Origin of the sequence: Gluconacetobacter entanii, assembly GCF_013155425.1 — a bacterium.
GTDB lineage: Bacteria > Pseudomonadota > Alphaproteobacteria > Acetobacterales > Acetobacteraceae > Novacetimonas > Novacetimonas entanii.
The window spans coordinates 1-20,074 of record NZ_JABJWD010000081.1; the positions used below are offsets into that span (position 1 = coordinate 1).

At 64.8% G+C, this 20,074-nt stretch carries 19 protein-coding genes; 9 read left to right on the forward strand and 10 right to left on the reverse strand.

Annotated elements, in window-relative coordinates; translation table 11 throughout:
- Nucleotides 1–520: 520 nt before the first annotated feature.
- Nucleotides 521–1,699, reverse strand: a complete 1,179-nt coding sequence (locus HNH97_RS13620; protein WP_110912695.1) for an OmpA family protein — start codon at nt 1,697–1,699, stop codon at nt 521–523.
- 313 nt (nt 1,700–2,012) lie between these two features.
- Nucleotides 2,013–3,776: a 3-dehydroquinate synthase gene (aroB, locus tag HNH97_RS13625; RefSeq protein WP_407716809.1), complete on the reverse strand. Its 1,764-nt coding sequence runs from the start codon at nt 3,774–3,776 to the stop codon at nt 2,013–2,015.
- A gap of 138 nt (nt 3,777–3,914) precedes the next feature.
- On the opposite strand from aroB, the gene HNH97_RS13630 reads away from it, so the two are divergent.
- The 3 genes from HNH97_RS13630 to HNH97_RS13640 all read left to right on the forward strand — a co-directional run bounded on the left by HNH97_RS13630 (nt 3,915) and on the right by HNH97_RS13640 (nt 6,085).
- Nucleotides 3,915–4,130: a hypothetical protein gene (locus HNH97_RS13630; RefSeq protein WP_227744562.1), complete on the forward strand. Its 216-nt coding sequence runs from the start codon at nt 3,915–3,917 to the stop codon at nt 4,128–4,130.
- A complete protein-coding gene (locus tag HNH97_RS13635) occupies nt 4,127–5,041 on the forward strand; it encodes a site-specific tyrosine recombinase XerD (RefSeq protein WP_171791254.1) in 915 nt (304 codons plus the stop codon). Before HNH97_RS13630 ends, HNH97_RS13635 begins: the two co-directional genes overlap by 4 nt.
- Nucleotides 5,042–5,128: 87 nt before the next feature.
- On the forward strand, nt 5,129–6,085 hold the full coding sequence (locus HNH97_RS13640; RefSeq protein ID WP_171791255.1) for an acetyl-CoA carboxylase carboxyltransferase subunit alpha: 957 nt from the start codon (nt 5,129–5,131) through the stop codon (nt 6,083–6,085).
- 176 nt (nt 6,086–6,261) lie between these two features.
- Here the strand turns inward: HNH97_RS13640 and HNH97_RS13645 are convergent, their stop codons facing one another.
- Nucleotides 6,262–7,023, reverse strand: coding sequence for a competence/damage-inducible protein A (locus HNH97_RS13645; protein WP_171791256.1), 762 nt, complete (start codon nt 7,021–7,023; stop codon nt 6,262–6,264).
- A 180-nt stretch (nt 7,024–7,203) separates the two neighbouring features.
- On the opposite strand from HNH97_RS13645, the gene HNH97_RS13650 reads away from it, so the two are divergent.
- Nucleotides 7,204–8,127 (forward strand): SMP-30/gluconolactonase/LRE family protein, encoded by a 924-nt coding sequence (locus HNH97_RS13650; protein WP_171791257.1) that lies wholly within the window; start codon nt 7,204–7,206, stop codon nt 8,125–8,127.
- 113 nt (nt 8,128–8,240) lie between these two features.
- Here the strand turns inward: HNH97_RS13650 and mutT are convergent, their stop codons facing one another.
- The 3 genes from mutT to HNH97_RS13665 form a co-directional block, all read right to left on the reverse strand.
- Nucleotides 8,241–9,254 carry an 8-oxo-dGTP diphosphatase MutT gene (gene mutT / locus HNH97_RS18200; protein ID WP_171791258.1) on the reverse strand — a complete coding sequence of 338 codons (1,014 nt, stop codon included), beginning with the start codon at nt 9,252–9,254 and terminating at the stop codon, nt 8,241–8,243.
- A complete protein-coding gene (locus HNH97_RS13660; RefSeq protein WP_110912703.1) occupies nt 9,251–10,366 on the reverse strand; it encodes an aromatic ring-hydroxylating oxygenase subunit alpha in 1,116 nt (371 codons plus the stop codon). Before HNH97_RS13660 ends, mutT begins: the two co-directional genes overlap by 4 nt.
- Before the next feature lie 274 nt (nt 10,367–10,640).
- Entirely contained in the window at nt 10,641–11,513 is an 873-nt protein-coding gene (locus HNH97_RS13665) for an ATP-binding protein (protein WP_171791259.1), read from the reverse strand.
- Nucleotides 11,514–11,685: 172 nt separating this feature from the next.
- On the opposite strand from HNH97_RS13665, the gene yajC reads away from it, so the two are divergent.
- Nucleotides 11,686–12,066 carry a preprotein translocase subunit YajC gene (gene yajC / locus HNH97_RS13670; protein ID WP_110912705.1) on the forward strand — a complete coding sequence of 127 codons (381 nt, stop codon included), beginning with the start codon at nt 11,686–11,688 and terminating at the stop codon, nt 12,064–12,066.
- A gap of 38 nt (nt 12,067–12,104) precedes the next feature.
- On the opposite strand, the gene HNH97_RS13675 is transcribed toward yajC, so the two are convergent.
- Both HNH97_RS13675 and HNH97_RS13680 read right to left on the reverse strand, forming a co-directional pair.
- Nucleotides 12,105–12,767, reverse strand: a complete 663-nt coding sequence (locus HNH97_RS13675; RefSeq protein WP_171791260.1) for a LysE family translocator — start codon at nt 12,765–12,767, stop codon at nt 12,105–12,107.
- 140 nt (nt 12,768–12,907) lie between these two features.
- On the reverse strand, nt 12,908–13,516 hold the full coding sequence (locus HNH97_RS13680; protein ID WP_171791261.1) for a superoxide dismutase: 609 nt from the start codon (nt 13,514–13,516) through the stop codon (nt 12,908–12,910).
- Nucleotides 13,517–13,645: 129 nt separating this feature from the next.
- Here HNH97_RS13680 and HNH97_RS13685 point away from each other — a divergent pair, with 129 nt between their 5' ends.
- Nucleotides 13,646–14,500 carry a phytoene/squalene synthase family protein gene (locus HNH97_RS13685; protein WP_171791262.1) on the forward strand — a complete coding sequence of 285 codons (855 nt, stop codon included), beginning with the start codon at nt 13,646–13,648 and terminating at the stop codon, nt 14,498–14,500.
- 105 nt (nt 14,501–14,605) lie between these two features.
- Here the strand turns inward: HNH97_RS13685 and HNH97_RS13690 are convergent, their stop codons facing one another.
- Nucleotides 14,606–15,481, reverse strand: coding sequence for an NAD(P)-dependent oxidoreductase (locus HNH97_RS13690; RefSeq protein ID WP_171791263.1), 876 nt, complete (start codon nt 15,479–15,481; stop codon nt 14,606–14,608).
- A gap of 207 nt (nt 15,482–15,688) precedes the next feature.
- On the opposite strand from HNH97_RS13690, the gene HNH97_RS13695 reads away from it, so the two are divergent.
- Both HNH97_RS13695 and HNH97_RS13700 read left to right on the forward strand, forming a co-directional pair.
- Complete coding sequence (locus HNH97_RS13695; RefSeq protein WP_171791264.1) at nt 15,689–16,663, forward strand: bifunctional enoyl-CoA hydratase/phosphate acetyltransferase; 975 nt, start codon at nt 15,689–15,691, stop codon at nt 16,661–16,663.
- A gap of 346 nt (nt 16,664–17,009) precedes the next feature.
- The gene (locus HNH97_RS13700) at nt 17,010–18,503 is read left to right on the forward strand and encodes a malate:quinone oxidoreductase (protein ID WP_171791281.1); all 1,494 of its coding nucleotides are present in this window, start codon (nt 17,010–17,012) and stop codon (nt 18,501–18,503) included.
- A gap of 176 nt (nt 18,504–18,679) precedes the next feature.
- On the opposite strand, the gene HNH97_RS13705 is transcribed toward HNH97_RS13700, so the two are convergent.
- A complete protein-coding gene (locus HNH97_RS13705) occupies nt 18,680–19,291 on the reverse strand; it encodes a LabA-like NYN domain-containing protein (protein WP_110912709.1) in 612 nt (203 codons plus the stop codon).
- Between the two features lie 184 nt (nt 19,292–19,475).
- Between HNH97_RS13705 and folK the strand changes: the two genes are divergently transcribed.
- On the forward strand, nt 19,476–20,015 hold the full coding sequence (folK, locus tag HNH97_RS13710) for a 2-amino-4-hydroxy-6-hydroxymethyldihydropteridine diphosphokinase (RefSeq protein ID WP_171791265.1): 540 nt from the start codon (nt 19,476–19,478) through the stop codon (nt 20,013–20,015).
- Nucleotides 20,016–20,074: the final 59 nt, after the last annotated feature.

Below are 20,074 nucleotides of genomic sequence, written 5' to 3' on the forward strand. Positions count from 1 at the left end.
ATACGGACCGGTGATCGTCGTGGCCATTGAGGCCGCCGGAGCGGCAGCCATCAGGGTCGTTGCCAGTAACGCCGTGCGAAGACGCATATTCTCGTCCTTAAAAAATGAAGTGTCAGAACTTCATGGAGTCTCAAAGGGATGAGGCGCGTCCCAACTCAGCAGGATGCACAGACACATCATCCGTTAATCTTTTCTGAGTGTCAGATAGCCTTTCTCGGTAGGGATGAGAAGGGATGTTTCGCTGTATCGGGATGAGTGTGGCAAAAAAAGCACAAAACCTTAAAGATACTGCGAGGTATAATTCTAATTTATCGTGTTCCTAAAAGGGGATATCGGAAATTTCCTGCGAAATCTCATAAAATTCATATGGTCTTTGAAAAAGAATATATGAAGAACACTCTATGGTGTTTCTGCCTTATTTTGCCGGGACTTATCTACCGCCGCGGCAGGAATCGGCGGCACCATGAAAAAAGGAGCGCCGGAGCGCCCCTTTTCCCTGTTGCCGTAACCGGGCATGTCATCAGTGCAGGATGATTTCGACGCGGCGGTTCTGCGGTTCACGTGTGTCCGGGCCGGTCGGGACCAGCGGGTGCGCCTCGCCATAGCCCTGAATGTCGATGGCGTTGGCAGGTACGCCATCACGGATCAGTTCGGCCTTCACGCTGTTGGCGCGACGCAGGGACAGGCCCATGTTGTACTGCTCGCCACGCGGGCCGGGCTGCGCTGCCGAATTGTCGGTGTAGCCATTGACCTCGATGCGGGTGGTCTGGACATGGGTGGAAGCCTGCGCGGCTTCGGCCACGATCTCACGCGCACGGCCGGTAAGGGCTGCGCCGTCCCAGTCAAAGAAGACGAGGTAGGTGCGCGCCGCGGTCGGTGCGGGCGGGACAACGGCGGGGGCCGGCGGCGGCGGCGGGGGCGCATGGTTGAAGGCATAGCGCACGCCGACGATGAACTGGTGGTTGAAGCGGTGGTCGAAACGGACATAGCCATTGCGTTCCGCGTTCCACGGGCTGCCGATGGTGGTCTGGCTGCCGGCATTGCCCATCGCAAAGGACTGCGGCTGTCCGATCATGCGGTATTCGGTGGTCATCTGCAGGCCCGGGACACCGGGGATGTCATAGGCCGCACCGACGATGCCCTGATACGCAAAACCCTGGTTGCCGCCCATATGGCGGACATTCGCGCTGACGCCATTGATGTTGTAGCCGGTTGACGTGCCCACATCCTGCCACAGGTAGCCCGCACCGACACCGACGAACGGCGTGACGGGGACGTCGATGTTGAACAGGCGCTTCAGGTCGATGTCATACAGGACATTGAGGAACCCGCCATAGGAGCGGTCGGACCCGTGGGTACGGCCCACGAAGGTGTTGGCCCCGCCACCGATCGTCTCGCGGTTGATCTGCGACCAGTTGTAATCCCCCTCGATTTCCACGCGCAGGCCGTTGCCAAAGCCCCAGCCCACCCCGCCAAAGCCGGTCCAGCCATTGCTGTGATGCAGGCGGTCGCGTGTTCCGACCTCGTTTTCCTGATGGCTGGGACCACCGTCGCGATCGACCCCGTGGCCATGCTGGACCTGGGTGAGGTCATAGCCCCCACCGATTCCGACATAGGGGCCCGTGATCGTCGTGGCCATCGAGGCCGCCGGGGCGGCAGCCATCAGGGTCGTTGCCAGTAACGCCGTACGCAGACGCATATTCCCGTCCTTAAACCTGATCGTACGCCTGTGTTCGTGGAGACAGGGGGCAGTTCCACAAGGGCGATACAATGTTGAGCGAATAAAGCTTGTGCTTTTCTTTTGCGACGCCAGGGGGAATATTGCGGGAATATTTCTTACCAGATCTCCCGATACGACCCTTGGCGGGTTTCTTTCTGAGGGAGACAGGTTGAAATAAGGTAAATATAGCCCGGCAGATGGCAGGTGCGCACCATCTCCGGGCTATTGTTGCATAAACATCACGCCTTGCCGCATGCGCTGCTGGTCGTGGCGCGGTGTGGCGGGCGGCGGGTCAGGGGCGGCAGCCATCCGCGCGCAGGACGGCGGCCACCGCGTCATCAGGCACGTCGCGGCAGGTGAAGGCCTCGCCAATGCCGCGCACGAGGACAAAGGACAGCCGCCCGTCGCGCATCTTCTTGTCACGCTGCATGTGGCGGATCAGGGTCGCGGCGGAGAATTCCTCCCCCGTGTCGCTGATGCGCGCGGGCATGCCCAGACGTTCAAGGTGCGCCGTCACGCGGTCAAGGTCGGCCTGCGGGCAGTAACCCAGTTGCACCGACAGCATGAACGCCAGGCGCAGGCCGATCGACACGCCCTCCCCATGCAGGAGGCGCCCGTCATAGCCAAGCTCCGCCTCCAGCGCATGGCCGAACGTATGGCCAAGGTTGAGGAGCGCGCGCCCGTTGGCCTTGCGCTCCTCACGCTCGTCATCGGCGACGACGGCGGCCTTGAAGGCGCAGGCGCGGCGGATGGCCTCGGCCTGCATGGCGGAGTCGCCCTCAAGCACCGCCTGCCCGTGCCGGTCGCACCATTCAAACAGGTCCGCATCGCCCAGCAGGCCGGATTTCAGGATTTCCGCGTATCCGGCGCGGATTTCGCGCGCGGGCAGGGTGGTCAGCGCCGTCGTGTCGATCAGCACGGAAATGGGCTGGTGGAAGGCGCCGAGCAGGTTCTTGCCAAAGGGGGTGTTGATCCCGGTCTTGCCCCCCACGGACGAATCGACCTGCGACAGCAGCGTGGTCGGGATCTGCACGAACGGCAGGCCGCGCAGGGTGGTCGCGGCGGCGAACCCGGCAAGGTCGCCCACGACCCCGCCGCCAAGGGCGACGACCGTGGTGCCGCGTTCGACCCCGGCGGCCAGCAGTTCGTTGGTCACGCGCCCGTATTCGGCAAGTGTCTTCGACCCTTCGCCCGGCGGCACGGTAATGGTCTCGTGTCGGATGCCGGTTTCCTCCAGCCCCGCGAGCAGCGCGGGCAGGTGGAGTGCCGCCACGTTCGCGTCGGTGACGATCATCACCCGCTTCTGCGGCAGCAGGGGCGCAAGGCGCGCACCCGCACGGCGGATCATGTCCGCCCCGATCTGCACGTCATAGCGCGCGCGTTCCAGTTCCACGGGCACCAGCAGGGGGCGGCGCGCGGTGTTGATGGCCCCCAGGACCTTTTCGGCACTGTGCTCCACGTTGTCATCTCCACAATCGACGATAATGTCCGCCTCGGCATAGACGGGATGACGGGCGCGCATAAGGTCCGACAGCACCGTGGCGGGCGACTCCACGTTCAACAACGGGCGATGGGTGCGGTCCTGCACGCGGTTCAGCAGCACCGGCAGGGTGCAGCGCAGCCATACCGAGGTCGCATTTTCGCGCACGCACGCGCGGGTGCGCGGGTCCATGAACGCGCCGCCCCCGGTCGCCAGCACGATCGGCGGCCCGGACAGCAGCCGGCGCAGGACCATATGTTCGCCGCGGCGGAATTCCGCCTCCCCGTATTTCTGGAACAGGTCGGCGATGGAACATCCCGCCGCGCGTTCGATCTCCTCGTCCGAATCCACGAATTCCAGGTTCAGTTGCGTCGCGAGCATGCGTCCGATGGTGGTCTTGCCCGCGCCCATCAGCCCGACCAGCACGATGCTGCGTCCCTGTGGCGGGGCGGTGGCGGCATGCCGGCCCTGGCCGAGCGCATCGAGATCGAGGGGGATGAACAGGGGCGTGGCGTCGTTATGGGTGGACGTCGGGCGCGCCATCGGGGGCGTATCGGATGAAATCGGGCGTGACATGACGGCCAACCTAACATAGAGCGGGAAAAAACGGATAGCGGGGAAGACGGCGCACCGCCGGTTGTACGGCCATGCGCCGGCTTTTTCCCGCGTTGTCCATCTGGTATCTGGCGCATCCTTTGCATGGGGGAAACGGTCATGGGCCGTATTATTGTCGCCGCGTTCGCGGTCGTGCTGGTCTGCATGGTCGGCGGGTTCCTCTCGCTCGGCATGTTCCCGCCCGCGCTGGTGCAGCAGGACGTGCATCGTGACCTGTCGCTGGCCAGTGCGCCTGCCGCACCCCCGCCGATGGCGATCGCAGCACCCGCGCCGCTGCCGGTCATGCCACTGGGCAAGCCCGCCGCCGCGCAATGAGCGCGGACGGCGTCGATGCGTTTCTTGAGATGCTGGCCGCCGAACGGGGGGCCGCGCTCAATACGCTGAAGGCCTATCGCCGCGACCTCGATGACCTCGGTGCCATGCTGGCGGGGCAGGGGGCGTCGCTGCCGCAGGCCACGGCCCGGCAACTGGGTGCGTATCTTTCGGGCCTGGCGCAGGCGGGACTGTCGGCGCGCACGCAGGCGCGGCGGCTGTCATGCCTGCGCCAGTACTACCTGTTCCTCGTGCGTGAAGGGCGGCGGCCCGATAATCCGGCAGGCATGCTCGAAGCCCCGCGCCTGCGTGCGGCGCTGCCGCGTTTCCTGTCCGAAGGTGATGTGGAGTCGCTGCTGGCGGCATGCGTGGCGCGCGCTGATGCCGGTGCGCAGGAGGTGCGGCGCATGCTGGTCGCGCGCACCGCGCTGGAGATCCTGTATGCCTCGGGCCTGCGCATTTCCGAACTGCTGTCCCTGCCGCGCGCGGCGCTGGAACGCATGACGGGGATGCTGCTGGTGCGGGGGAAGGGGGGGCGTGAACGCATGGTGCCGCTGTCGGCGCGCGCGCGCGATGCCGCCGATGAACTGATGCGCATGGACCGCCCGCTGCGCAGCACATACCTGTTCCCTGGCCGCAGTCCGCTGCGCCCCATGACGCGGCAGGGATTCGACCGCATCCTGCATGACGTGGCGCTGAAGGCCGGGCTGGACCCGCAGCACCTGTCGCCGCATGTGCTGCGCCATTCGTTCGCCACCCACCTGCTGTCGCACGGGGCGGACCTGCGGGCGTTGCAGATGCTGCTGGGGCATGCCGATATCGCCACCACCCAGATCTATACCCATGTCCTGACGGAGCGGCTGCAGGAAGCGCTACGTCAGCATCATCCGCTGTCGGAACATGCCGTCGCCTGAGGGCAAAAATACCGGGGACGGCAAAAACGCGCGATCATCGGTGCAGAATCTGTTTGGCTGTGCCCCGGCCTGTGCTATCGGCAGGCCATGCGCCAGTTTCTAGATTTCGAAAAGCCCGTCGCCGAGCTTGAAAACAAGATTGACGAACTTCGCAAGATGTCCGGTCCCGACGGCATTAACATCGCCGACGAGATCGCACGCCTGACGGAAAAGGCCGACCGCGAACTGCGCGCGGCCTACGCCAAGCTGACGCCATGGCAGAAGGTGCAGGTCGCCCGTCATGCGCAGCGTCCGCACACGGTGGATTACATCGCCGGGCTGATTACCGAGTTCACGCCGCTTGCGGGTGATCGCCTGTTCGGGGAGGACAAGGCCATCATCGGGGGGCTGGGCCGTTTCGGCAACCAGCCTGTCGTTGTCATCGGCACGGAACGCGGGGCGGAAATCGAAACCCGCCTCGAGCACAATTTCGGCATGGCGCGGCCCGAAGGCTATCGCAAGGCGCAGCGCCTGGTGAAGCTGGCGGGGCAGTTCGGCCTGCCGGTCCTGACCTTCATCGACACGTCCGGCGCATGGCCCGGCATCGATGCGGAGGCACGCGGGCAGGCGGAAGCCATCGCGCGCTCCATCGACACCTGCCTGTCCGCGCCGGTGCCGGTCATCGCGACCGTCATTGGCGAAGGTGGCTCCGGTGGCGCGATCGCACTTGGCGCGGGGGATCGCGTCATGATGCTGGAACATGCGATCTATTCCGTCATCTCGCCCGAGGCCTGTGCCTCGATCCTGTGGCGTGACCCCAAGCAGGCGAGCACGGCGGCCGGTGCGCTGAAACTGACGGCGCAGGACCTGCTGCATCTTGAACTGATCGACCGGATCATTCCCGAACCGCTTGGTGGGGCGCAGCGCGACCCGAAGGCGACCATCCGCGCGGTGGGCGACGCCATTGCGGCGGAACTGCCCGGCCTGATGAAGAAGGATGCGACGCTGCTCAAGGCGCAGCGGCGGGAAAAATTCCTCGCCATGGGACGCGACAAGATCGCCTGAGAACCGCCCATTCAACCTTGGGAACCATGATTTTTTAAGGAATCAGGGTGCAGGGATCGCGATCCCTGCCGGGTCCGGGCGGCGCCCGCATATTCAGGGGCTTTGCCCCCGAACCCCCACCAAAGGGCATTACCCTTTGGAAACCATTACTTTTCAACAGATCGGGGGCGGGGTGTTTACGCCTTATGCGCGGGTTCACCTGCCAGCGGTGTGAAGCCCATTTCCCGGATCATGGCCGCGATCTTGTCCGCGACCTGCGTGACCTCGTCCGCGTCCAGTCCCTTGCACACCAGCGCCACGCCACCATGGCCGTCCCTGTCGTGGAAAGGGTAGGAGCCGATATCAATATCGGGATGGGCATGCTGGATATTTTCCAGCTTCGCCGCCAGTGCCCCTTCATACAGGCCGAATGCGTGCCAGCTACGTGACGTGACCGGCGTGCCATGGCGCAGGGTGGGGGCGATTTCCTCGAACATGGCGCGCATGATCCGGGGCACCCCCGCCATGACATGCACGTTCCCCATGGTAAAGCCGGGCGCGATGGAAACGGGATTGCGGATGGGGGTCGCCCCCTGTGGCAGGGTCGCCATGCGCTGGCGCGCCGCATTGAACTCACCCGGCGCGAAATGTTTTTCCAGCAGGGCGAATGTCTCGGGATGGGGCACCCACGGCACGCCGAACGCCTCCGCCACGCAGGAGGAGGTGATGTCGTCATGCGTCGGGCCGATGCCGCCGGTGGTAAAGACATGGTCATAGGCCGCGCGCGCTTCGGTCACCACACTGACAATCACGGGGCGGATGTCGGGAATGATCCGCACCTCCCGCAGGCTGATGCCGATTTCCGTCAGGCGGCGGGCGATATACTGCACATTTACGTCCTGCGTCCGGCCGGACAGGATTTCGTTACCGATAACCAGGATACAGGCGGTCGGGTTCATGGCGTCTCATCCATCGGGTTGAAAGCGAAAGGATCAATAGGCGCGCAGGCTACAGGAGATCGCGGCAAAAGTCTTGGCCATGGCGGGGTGCCGCGTTGCCCGGCGTGAAAGGGGACTGCGCGCGTCGGGGCTTTTTGCGATAGACTCCCGCTCATCCGATACATCCGCAAAGGAAGCAGCATGGATACGATGACACCGCAATGCATCTGGGACCTCAAGGCGCAGCTTGGCGAAGGCCCGGTCTGGGTCGCGGCGGAACAGGCGCTCTATTTCGTGGATATCGTCGGTTCGGCCATTCATCGCTATGTCCCCGCCACACAGGCGACGACATCGTGGCAGGCCCCCCGCCGTCCCGGTTTCCTTGTACCCGTGGCGGACGGCACCTTCATGTGCGGCCTGCAGGACGGGCTGCATGCGTTCGATCCCGTAACCGGGCGGTTCAGCGCGCAGGCCGTGGTGGAACCGGACAAGCCGGGAAACCGGATCAATGACGGGTATGTGGACCCGCGCGGCCGCCTGTGGTTCGGCACCATGGATGATGGGGAGGCATCCCCGTCGGGCGCGCTGTACTGCGTGACGCGCGAAGGCGATGGCGCCCTGCGCATCGTGCGGCAGGATGAGGGTTATGTGGTGACCAACGGCCCCGCGCTCTCCCCCGACGGGCGGACGCTGTATCATAACGATTCGCACCGGCAGTCGATTTACGCCTTCGACGTGTCCGGCGACGGTGCGCTGGCGAACCGGCGCGTCTTTGCCCGCCTGTCGGAGGGCTATCCCGATGGCGTGGTCGTTGATAGCGCGGGATGCCTGTGGGTCGGGGTCTGGGGCGGTGGCCGGATCGAGCGTTTCGCCCCCGATGGGCAGCGGCTTGCCCCCGTGATGGTGCCCGCGCGCAACGTGACCAAGGTCGCCTTTGGTGGTGAAGATTACCGCACCGTCTTCGTCACGACAGCGCGCAAGGGACTGGATGCGGATGTGCTGGCCGCGCAACCCCTGACGGGGGGGCTGTTCACGTTCCGTGTCGATGTCCCCGGACAGGAACAGGCGACGTTCCCGGCCAGCGGCGTGCGTGAACTTGGCAGGGAACTGCACAGCCCGGCCTGATGAAGCAGGTAAAAGTTTTTGGTGAAGCTTCTGATCGGAAAAGCTTCGAACGACGCCGCCTTTTCAGGTCAAAAGGCGGCGCCCGGAAACTTCTGTGCCCCTGCCCCGGTGCTTCAGACGAGGTCGCGCAGCAGCGGCACCAGCGGCTTGTCCGCGTCGGGCATGGCATATTCATGCAGGCGGCTGGTCGCCACCCATGCCAGGGCCTGCCCCTCCCGCGGGGTGGGGGTGTTTTTCCACCGATGGCAGACATAAAGCGGCATCAGCAGGTGGAAATGCCCGTAATCGTGGGACACGAAGGTAAACGGCGCCAGGCATGAGCGCGTGACGTCGATGCCAAGTTCCTCATCCAGTTCGCGGATCAGCGCGACCTCCGGCGTTTCGCCGGGTTCCACCTTGCCGCCGGGGAATTCCCACAGCCCGGCCATGGATTTTCCCTCCGGCCGCCGGGCTAGCAGGATGCGTCCGTCCGTGTCGATCAGCGCGACCGCCGCGACCAGCACGCTTTTCTTCTGGCGCGGCAGGCCAGTGTCCTCCCCGGCGGGGACGCCGGTGCCCGACAGGTCGGCCCGGCGCGCCTCGAAACACAGGACGGGATATTCCCCCCCGCGTGAGACGAACTCCTGATGTCCGGTCCCGACCTCGCGAAAGCCGATGCGGCGCAGCACGGCGATGGAGGGGTGGTTGTCATGCGCGGCCGACGCCGTCAGCCGTTCGATCGGCAGGTTGGCCATGGCCCAGCGCGCCAGCCGTCCCGCCGTGGTGGACGCCACCTTGCGGTTCCAGTGCGTGCGCGCGACCCAGTATCCCAGCGTGCCCGAACGGTTGGCATGGTCGATCCGCAGCCCGATGCAGCCGATCAGTTCGTCGGGATTGGCGGCCTTCGGGCAGGTGATGGCAAAATGGTAGGCATCGCCGCTGCGCGACTGCGCGATGGTGGAAGCGATCCATTCATCCGTCAGGGCGCGCGGGTAGGGGAACGGCACGCGGCTGAGCATGCGCACCACGCTCCAGTCATTGATCAGGCGATGCATGACCGGTGCGTCGGTGGCCCGCACCTCACGCAGGAGGTAGTCACCTGCCTCCAGCGCGGTGCCCGCAAACCGTGACTGTCCCTCCGCTGTCATGTGGTGGTCTGTGGCGCGGCGGGGGCAGGGGTGTCGTCTTCAGCCGGCAGCCCGCATTCGGCCAGCAGTTCGCGCAGGTTGCAGATCACGGGGAAGATCTCCTGGTTGCGGTCGCCGCCCTGCTCGTTCCATGCCTCCTGCTCCATTTCCACGATCTCGCGGTCCTCGCGGAAGATGCGCTCGGTAAAGGCGGTCAGGAACGGCCATGCGAGGTCGAGCAGGCCGGGGATGCCCGGCCGCTTGATCGACAGCAGGCCGAAGGTGCGGTTGGTCAACTGCTCCGCATCCTGCGGGACATAGGAAATCCACAGGTCCATGACCGGGTCGTTGTCGCCCGTGCGAATCGACAGCGTCTGGTGGGGATAGACGGTGCGGATCGTCATGACGTCGCGATGGGCGAATTTTTCGCTGTTGTCGCGCTTCTGCCCGAAGATCAGGGCCTCGCCAATCGGCTGCTTGCCCCCGGTGCGGGCAAAGCTGTAGCGCGCCTCCACCATGTTGGACGTGCGTTCCTGCCCCAGGAAGCGCGGCTTCATCTCGCCCATCTGCTTCATGTGCATGAACTGGTGGTTCATATCCATCAGGTTCTCATGCATGAAGCTGTAGTGGCACTTGATGGTGCGGCCGAAGCGGCGCGTCTTATAGGCGGGGTTGGCCACCTGCGCCAGGTGCGGCAGGGCCTGCGCCTGTGCCTTTTCCGGGTCGCCGGGGAAGATGAAGATCAGCCCGTCCTGTTCGCGGCAGGGATAGGTGCGCACGCCGTTGGGCAGTTTCCCCTTGCCAAGGTAGGGCACGTCGATGCAGCGCCCCGACCGGCCATAGGCCCAGCCGTGATAGCAGCATTGCACCGAGTCTCCCTTGACGGTCCCCTTGCTCAGGGGCACCTGACGATGGGCGCAGCGGTCCTCCAGCGCAAAGACGGAACCGCCCTCGCGCGGGCGCACCAGCGCGATGGGCAGGCCGGCGTAGCGTGTTCCGATTGTCTTGCCCGGGCGCAGTTCGCGCGACCATGCGACGGGGTACCAGTTGTCAGGATGCGCATGGATGCGACGCAGGTCGCGTCGGCCTGTGGTCAGGGGCGGCATGCTGTCTGACGATAGCAGTTTGTCCATTGTCTCTCTTGATTTTGAAGATGGCCGTGGCAATCGGACATGCCAGGAATCCCGGGTGGCGTTGGGTCTGTCATCTGTGCGGTCAGGTATAATATCCACTACGGTATATAAGGATGTTTTTCGCGGGAAGCATAAATGGTTCCGCCTGCCCACACTTTGTCATATGCCCTCCTGCGTCCTGATGCGGGTGCGCATGCCGCGCCATGATACGCGGCGGGACCATTGTGGCCCACACCATGATGGCAGGCGGGCACGCAATGGTCCTTGTGCTGGATCATCCTTGCGCGGAAAGTTCCGCCGTCAGGTCCTCGATGAACTGGAACGCGACACGGCCCGAACGCCCGCCACGCGCCAGTGACCACGCATTGGCGCGGCGCACCAGGTCGGCGTCGCCGATCGGCAGGTCGCGTTCGCGGGCATAGCCGCGCACCATGTCCATGAATGTATCCTGCGCGCAGTTGTGAAAGCCGATCCACAGCCCGAACCGGTCGGAGAGGGAGACCTTCTCCTCCGTCGCCTCGGACGTGTTGATGGCGGTCGAACTTTCGTTCTCGATCATCTCGCGCGGCATCAGGTGGCGGCGGTTCGACGTGGCATAGAACAGGACATTGGCCGGGCGTCCCGCGATCCCGCCATCAAGCACGGATTTCAGCGCCTTGTAATCCGCATCCTCGCGCTCGAACGACAGGTCGTCGCAGAAGACGATGAACCGCCGGGAACTTTCACGCAGCAGCGCGAGCAGTTCGGGCAGGGTGGACAGGTCCTCGCGCTGGATTTCCACCAGCGCCACGCGGCCCTGTCCCTGTGGTGCGGGCTTTCCATCCACCAGGTTGGCCTGCGCATGCGCCGCCTTGACCAGCGACGATTTGCCCATGCCGCGCGCACCCCACAGCATGGCGTTGTTGGCGGGCAGGCCACGGGCGAAATGCAGCGTGTTTTCCAAAAGCATGTTGCGCTGGCGTTCTACCCCGCGCAGCAGGCCGATATCGACACGCGCCACATGCGCCACGGGCGACAGGCGCCCCAGCGCGGGATGCCAGATGAAGGCGTCCGCCGATTCAAGCCCGCCGAGGCTGGGCGCGGGCGGGGAGAGGCGCTCCAGCGCGGAGGCGATACGTTCGAGGAGGGGGAGCAGGTTGGAATCCATCGTCGATCCTGGGTCCTGGACAAGAGGCGACAGCATACGCTGACTGGTAACCGGAGCGCGTCGGACCATATGCAATGGCGAAGTGACGCCTTGACGGGAAACAGGCGAAAACTATGGTCCGCATCGCAACCCTGCAACCCGTTCCAACCTGTATCATGCCGGAAAGCTGCCCATGCGCTCTCTTTTTGACAATTTCCTGACTACCCCAGCCTATGCACAGTCGGCCGGGGGCGGCGGATTCAGCGCCGAGGGACTGATGTCCATCCTGCCCTATGTGGCCATGTTCGGGATTTTCTATTTCCTGCTGATCCGCCCGCAGCAGGTCAAGCAGAAGCAGTTGCGCAGCCAGCTTGCCGCCCTGCGCCGGGGCGACCGGGTGCTGACGGCGGGCGGGATCGTCGCCGTTGTCCAGAAGGTCAGCGATGGATCGAACGAGGTCGAGGTTGAAATCGCCCCCAACGTGCGCGTCACGGTGCTGCGTGACACCATCAGCACCGTCATCACCAGTGTTTCCGTCCCCGCCAACGACGTGACCCCGTCCAAGAAGGACTGAGGCCACGCCCCGTCAGGCCGGGACCGGTCGGGTGGGGATCAGGCGCGTGCGCGCAGCAGGATCGCGCCAAAGCCGATGAAGATCCCCCCGGTCACCCGGTTGAACGCCCGCTTGAGTGATGGGCGTTCCAGATAGGCCGCCATCTTGCGGCCCCCCAGCGCGTAGATCATGTACCATCCCGTCTCGATCGTGGCGAAGGTCGCGACGAGGATGGAAAACTGCGGCAGTTGCGGTGCGGCGGGATTGATGAACTGCGGGAAGAACGCGGCCGCGAACAGCAGGAGCTTCGGGTTGCTGATCGCGACGAGGAAGCCGCCGCGAAACAGGGCGAATGTCGTGGTGGTGGCGGGATCCGCCGTGGCGTCGCCATTCCCGGCGCCGTCATCCTGCCCATCCCCCTGCGGCGGCGCAGTCCCCGCATCCGCGCGCCACGCCCTGATGCCGAGGAAGACGAGATAGCACGCGCCCGCCACGCGCAGGACGCCAAACAGCTTCGGCGATGCGGCAAGTGCCGCGCTGAGCCCCGCCGCGGAGGCGCCAAGTGCGACCAGCAGCGCGAGCAGGCATCCCGCCATGGCCGCGGTGGTGCGCCGCACCCCGAAATGGACGCTGCGTGTCAGGACATGCAGCATGTTGGGGCCGGGAATGGCGCAGAGAAGGAAGACGGCGACGGAAAACAGCCACCATGAATGAAGGGTCATCACGCGGTCCTGCGGGTCGTGCCATGGCCGTGCGGGCCAGGGGGTACACCTCATGGAAAGGGAACGAAAAAACCCGACCGCATGCACGGCCGGGTTCCATCATGGCGGCCCGGGGGCCGCCCGGCGGTTGCCGTGACGCCTTACGCGGCCTTGAGCTGCGCTTCGGCGAATTCGTAGTTCGCCAGCTTGTCGAGATAGTTGACGATGTAGTCGGGACGACGGTTGCGGAAGTCGAGGTAGTAGGAGTGCTCCCACACGTCGAGGCCCAGCAGCACCTTGCCCTGGCCTTCGGCCAGCGGGTTGGAGCCATTGGCCGTCTTCGTCACCTTGAGCTTGCCGTCGGGGCCAAGGACCAGCCAGGCCCAGCCGGAGCCGAACTGCGACGCGGCGGCCGCCTTGAAGTCGGCCTTGAACTTCTCGATGCTGCCGAAATCCTCGACCAGCTTCCTGGACACGGATTCGGGCATCTCGCCGCCCTTGGGCGACAGGTTCTGCCAGAACAGGATGTGGTTCCAGTGCTGTCCCGCATTGTTGAATACGGGCGCCTGTGCCGGGTCACCCTTGACCGCCAGGATGATTTCTTCCAGCGACTTGCCCTGCAGTTCGGGCTTGGATTCGACAAAGCCGTTCAGCGCCGTCACATAGGCCTGATGATGCTTGTCATGATGCAGTTCCAGCGTTTCCTGGCACATGCCACGCGCGGCAAGCGCATTGTAGGCGAAGGGAAGGGAGGGCAATTCGAAAGCCATGAACGTTCTCCTGGCGATTGCAAAAGGCGGTATCGCACCGCTACCCCTAAACAGCTATGGGCGCACGGCGGGTGCGTCAAGTCACGCGCCACGGCGCGGTACCATCGTAACGCATGGACCCCTAACGTCATGACCCCTGTCCGGGATGCAGAACACTCCATTGATGGCCTGTCCGAATGTGGCGCGATTGCGCGGCGTTTCGACCCGGACCGTTTCCTGTGCGCGCTGTTCATGCCCGCCCCGGTGCGGGAGGCGGCGATGACGCTGATCGCCTTCAATCACGAGTGCGTTCGCGCGCTGTCGACTCCTGCCTCCTGGTCGGTGGCGGGGCCGATCGCGGGGATGATCCGGCTGCAATGGTGGCGTGACGTGATTGATGGCGGCGACCCGCAGCGCCATCCGGTCGCCATCGCGCTGGTGGACCTGCTGGCGCGTGGCGCGGTCAGGGCGGATACCGTGCGCGGGATTGTCGATGCGCGCGAATGTGAACTCGACGGGCTGCCGGACTGGCCCGCATGGCGCGACAACATGTGCGCAGGCGCCGGCGGCGTGCAGCGTGCCATGGCCCAGGCGATGGGCTGTCATGATGATGCGGTGTGCGATGCGGTGGCGGAACTTGGCGCGGTCTATGGCGTGGGCGCACTGGCGCGGCATCTGGGGGCGGTGCTGCGTTCGGGGCGCTGCCCCCTGCCCGATGAGGCGCTGGAAACCGTGGGGCTGAGCCGCGATGGCATGCGCGACGGCCATGCCGCCACCCCCGGACAGGTGGCGGCCCTGCATGGCATGCTGCGCACCGAAGGGGAGGCGTTCCATGCCCGTGCCATGGCCCTTGCCCCGCGCCTGCCGCGCGCGATCCTGCCTGCCGCCCTGCCTGCCGTGCTGGGGCGGCGCGACCTGAAGGCCGGTGGGGGGCAGGACGGTGCCGCGCGCGGTATCGGCGACCGGCTGGCGGTCATGGCCGCGATGGCGCGCGGGCGGGTCTGAATCAAGGAGCAAAAGTTTTTGGGTGCCGCCTTTTTCCAAAAAGGCGGCGTCTCTTGAAGCTTTTTGGAAAAAGCTTCACCAAAAACTTTTGATTTTAAAAGATATTTATGGCGTGTCGTCGTTGGCGACCATGTCTTCCATCACGGCGAACAGGGACGAATAATCCTCGTTCGGGTAACGGCGGCGCGTCAGGCTCAGCGACTGTGTCGCGGCGGCGGTTGCGGGCATCGGGGCCATCTGGCGCGCGGCGTCGGTCATCAGCAGGCGCATGTCCTTCTGCATCAGGCGCGTGGGGAACTGCGGGCTGAAATCCCCGGCCTTCGCGGCCTTGAGCTTGCGCTTGTGGTGTGGCGAGATGACTGGCACGGCGTCAAGCGCATCGAACAGCATGTCACGGTCCAGGCCACTTGCCAGCCCATAGGTGACCCCTTCGGCCACAACCGCGAGCGTGGCGCCCATGATGCCGTTGATGACCAGCTTCAGCTTCGACCCGCTGCCTGACGGGCCGGCATGGATCGTCAGGCGCCCGATGGCGTCGAAGATGGGCTGCGCGCGCGCGACATCGGCGGCATGCCCGCCCACCAGCACGACAAGGTTGGCGGATTCGGCCTCCGGCGTGCTGCCCGCCACGGGCGCATCGAGCACCGCAACCCCGATCGCCGCCCCCTGCGCCGCCAGCGCGGTGGAGGTTTCGGGGGCCACCGAACTGGTATTGATCAGCAGGCCGCCCGCCTTCATGCCCGCAAGCGCGCCGTCGGGGCCGGACATGGACTGCTCCAGCGCCTCGTCATCGGGGACGCAGGCGATGACGATGTCCGCTTCCTGCGCCAGCGCGCGGGGCGTGGGCAGGAACGGCACGTCGCCATCCCCGCCCTTGCCCGACGGGGTATAGGCCGCGATGCGGTATCCCGCCTTGCGCAGGTTCGCACCCATACGGCTGGCCATGGCGCCAAAACCGATAAAGCCGATCAGAGAGGACATGGGAAAAACTCCTGTCTTGTTCATCCGGGGCATGAAGGCCCGTCATGCGGGCATGATCGGGACAAGCTTGCCCAATGGGGGCGGGGATGTCACGCGGGCGATGGCGGGCGTGTCCGCGCGGTCGCGCAAAGATGATGCGCAAGGGCCCCCCATGTCTGTGGCAAGGAAGGGCAGAGCCGTTAAGTGTCCGCCTTGCTGGGAAAATCCATGACGACGTCCGCCCCGACGCCTGCCCCCGTGCCCGCCCTGCCTTTCTTTGATGGCCTTGCCGCAACCCTGCGCGATGTTGCCCCGATGCCGGTGGGCATCGTCTATCCCTGCAGCGCGATCGCCCTGCGCGCCGCGTGCGAACTGCTGCGCCGCAACCTTGCGCAGCCTGTGCTAATCGGGCCTGCCGCGCGGATTCGCGCCATCGCGCACGAAGAATCGCTCGATATTTCCGCCTGCCGCCTCGTGGATGCCGCCGATGACGCGCAGGCCGCGCGGTGCGGCGTGCGCATGGCCCGCGACGGGGAGGTCGCGATCCTGATGAAGGGCGCGCTGCATTCGCGTGTCTATCTGCATGAAATCGGCCATCATGACAGCGGCCTGCGCACCGAACGGTGGATGAGCCATGTCTACATCCTCGACCTGCCGGGGGTGGGGCGGCCGCTGCTCGTTAGTGACGGGGCGGTCAACATCGCGCCCGACCTCGACGTGCGGCGTGACATCGTGCGCAACGCGATCGACCTTGCGCACATGCTGGGCATCGCATGCCCGCGCGTGGCGCTGCTGTCGGCGGTGGAGACGGTCAATCCCGGCCTGCAGTCCACGTTGGATGCGGCGATCATCTGCAAGATGGCGGACAGGGGGCAGATCACCGGCGGCATTGTCGATGGGCCGCTGGCGCTCGACAACGCCCTCAGTCCGGAGGCCGCGCGGTGCAAGGGCGTGCGTTCGCCCATTGACGGGCGGGCCGACATCCTGGTCGTGCCGGACCTTGAATCGGGCAATATCCTGGCCAAGCAGATGACCTTCCTTGGCGGTGCGCAGGCGGCGGGCATCGTGATCGGCGCGCGCGTGCCCGTGGTCCTGACCAGCCGGGCGGATTCCCTGTCCACGCGCATGCTGTCATGCATGGTCGCCGTGGCCATGGTGCGCAAGGGATACCGCATTGCACGCCCCGGCGCGGACGGTGCATGAATGCGATACATGGAATGCAGATATGCGCCGCGATCCTTTTCCCTCGCACAAAGATGATGCGCCACAATGACCGTGCCAATGGCATGAGGAATGACTGTCGCTGTCAGGCCTGTCCGTGCCCGGCGCGCCTGCCCCGTCCCGCCATGGGACGGATGCGCGCACGGGTGGGGTGGGGCGGACGGTATTTTCCGCGCGCCGGACCCGGCGGGACGCGGGAACACGAAATCCGGCGTGGCATGGTCGCCAGGGATGCCCCCTGCGGGCCGGTCCCGCGCCACCGGCAGGCTGCCCGGAGCGCACGATTGCAGCCACGACACCACTGCCCGACGCCGAAGCGGAGAATATCATGACCTCTCAGCCTACTACTGCCGATTCCACCTATGATGTCGTCCTTGTCGGCGGCGGTATCATGAGCGCAACGCTCGGCGTGATGCTCAAACAGCTTGAACCCAACCTGTCGATCGCGCTGTTCGGGCGTCTCGACGATGTCGCGCTCGAAAGTTCCAATGGATGGAACAATGCCGGCACCGGCCATTCCGCGCTGTGCGAACTCAACTATACCCCCATGGGCGCGGGGGGCGAGATCGATATTTCCAAGGCCGTCAACGTCAACGAGGCCTTTCAGGTTTCACGCCAGTTCTGGTCCTACCTGACGGAAAATGGCCTGATCGCCTCGCCGCGCGACTTCCTTAACCCCATTGCGCACATGAGCTTTGTATGGGGGCCGGAGAATGTCGATTTCCTCCAGCGCCGCTATAACGCGCTGAAGGACCATCCGCTGTTTGCGGGGATATCCTATTCCACCGATACGGCGCAACTGGCACAGTGGATGCCGCTGGTGATGGACGGGCGCACGGGTGGCACGCCGCTGGCGGCCACGCATCACCCGGCGGGCACGGATGTCAATTTCGGCGCACTGACGCATCGCCTGGTCGATATCCTGACCGGTGGCCCGGGCTTTGACCTCAACCTCGCGCATGAGGTGACGGGCCTGCGGCAGTCCGGGTCGGGATGGACCGTGTCGGTGCAGGGCATGCATGACGGCGCATCGCGCGATGTCGCGGCGCGGTTCGTGTTTGTCGGCGCGGGGGGCGGTGCGCTGCCGCTGCTGCAGAAAAGCGGCATCCCCGAGGCGCGCGGCATTGGCGGCTTCCCCGTCAGCGGGCAGTTCCTGCGCTGCACCAACCCCGAAATCGTCGCCCGCCACCATGCCAAGGTCTATGGCAAGGCGTCGGTGGGCGCGCCGCCGATGTCGGTCCCGCACCTCGACACCCGTGTCATCGACGGGAAGGAAGGGCTGCTGTTCGGCCCGTATGCGGGCTTCTCCACCAAGTTCCTCAAGCAGGGGTCGTGGCTGGACCTGCCGCGTTCGATCCGCATGGACAATATCGGCGCGATGCTGGCGGTGGCGCGCGACAACATGCCGCTGACGAAATACCTGATCCAGCAGGTCATGCAGTCGAGCGAGGACCGCATGAAGGCCCTGCGCGATTTCGTGCCCGGCGCGCGCAGCAGCGACTGGGAACTGATTACCGCGGGCCAGCGTGTACAGGTCATCAAGAAGGATCCGGTCAAGGGCGGCGTGCTGCAGTTCGGGACCGAGGTCGTGACCGGCGCGAATGGCACGATCGCGGGCCTGCTGGGCGCATCGCCGGGGGCATCCACAGCCGCGCCGATCATGCTGTCGGTCATCCAGCGCTGCTTTGCCGATCGCCTGCCGCAGTGGGAAGACCGCCTGCGCAAGATGATCCCGTCCTATGGCAAGCGCCTGTCCGACGATGCCGCACTGTGCGCGCGCACCCGCGACTGGACGCGCCAGACGCTTCAGCTTGAAGGCTGATTTTTACGGGTGGCTTTTTTCCGGGCGGCGTAGATGACTGCGCCGCCTGTAAAAGAAAATCATTCAGAAATTTGGGCGAAGCTTTTTTAAAGCTTCGAAGGGCGCTGCCTTTTTCGGGATAAAGGCAGCATCCGAAAAACTTTAATTTTTCTTAATCTATTCTTCTGAAACGGTCGTCATTCTTCCGGAAGGTCGCTCAGGTGGTCGGCCGGGTGGCGGACCGGCGGCGCCGGGTTGGGCCGGTTGGCGCGGTTTTCGATCTGCCGACGGGTGAAATGCGATGCAATGTCGGCAAGTTCGATGAACTGGTCCGCCTGACGGCGCAATTCATCGCCAATCAGCGGTGGCGAGGTCTTGATGGACGCGATGACCGTCGTACGCACGCCCTGACGCTGCACCGCCTCAAGCAGGCGGCGGAAATCCGCATCCCCGCTGAACAGCACGGCATGGTCGATCTTTGGCGCCATCTCCAGCATGTCCACGGCCAGTTCGATGTCCATGTTGCCCTTTACGCGCCGGCGGCCCGTATGGTCGGTATATTCACGCGCCGTCTTCGTCACGAGGAAATAGCCGTTATAGACAAGCCAGTCCGTCAGTGGCTTGAGCGGGGAATATTCCTCCGTCTCCAGCACGGCTGAATAATAATAGGCGCGCAGGACATTCGATTTGGACCGGAAAAATGACAGCAGCTTGCGATAATCGACCTCGAAACCGAGGTTGCGTGACGCTGAATACAGGCTGGTTCCATCAATAAAAAGACAAAGCCGTTCCTGGGGCTGAAAGAACATTAGAGGGTGTCCCTGAAAGAGGTAGCTTGATATGCCCGGCTGACGATTGAAAATTCCAATGGCTCTGGTCGTGGTCCGTCAGGAGGGAGGCCGGGGTGCGGTGCGCCCGGCCTGACATTGTCCATACCGATGTAGTCATAAAGTTTGAGATAACAAATCATCCAGTCATGTTATTATTCATGACATGGATACGCACGATATGGTGCCGGGTTCCGGCGGGCATTCAGCAGGCATCCTTGTGGCGGTGGGGGCGAACCTGTCCCGCCGCACGGGGGAAGGGCCATTGCAGACTTGCCACTGGGCTGTGGCGGAAATAGGGCACATTGACACAATTCGGGTGGAGGCGGTCTCCTGCTGGTATGAAAGCGCGCCGATCCCGCCCTCGGGGCAGCCCCCCTATGTCAACGGGATGGTGCGACTGAGTGGCGATATCACACCCGAAGCCCTCCTGTCTGCCCTGCAGGACATCGAGGCGCGGGCCGGGCGCGTGCGCACGATCGCCAATGCCGCCCGCCCGCTGGATCTGGACATCATCGCGATGGGCGACCTTGTGCGCGCCGGTCCCGATCCCATCGTGCCGCATCCGCGCGCCTGCCTGCGTGCCTTCGTGCTGCTGCCGCTGCGCGATGTCGCCCCGGACTGGCGCGATCCCGTCAGCGGGGCGGGGATCGACACCCTGCTCGCCCGCGTGGCGGACCAGCAGATCACCCGCCTGCCGGGCTGAGCGCATAAGAGCGTGCTTGCGTTGTGGAACGGGGGGGAGTATTCCATCTTGTTCCACCG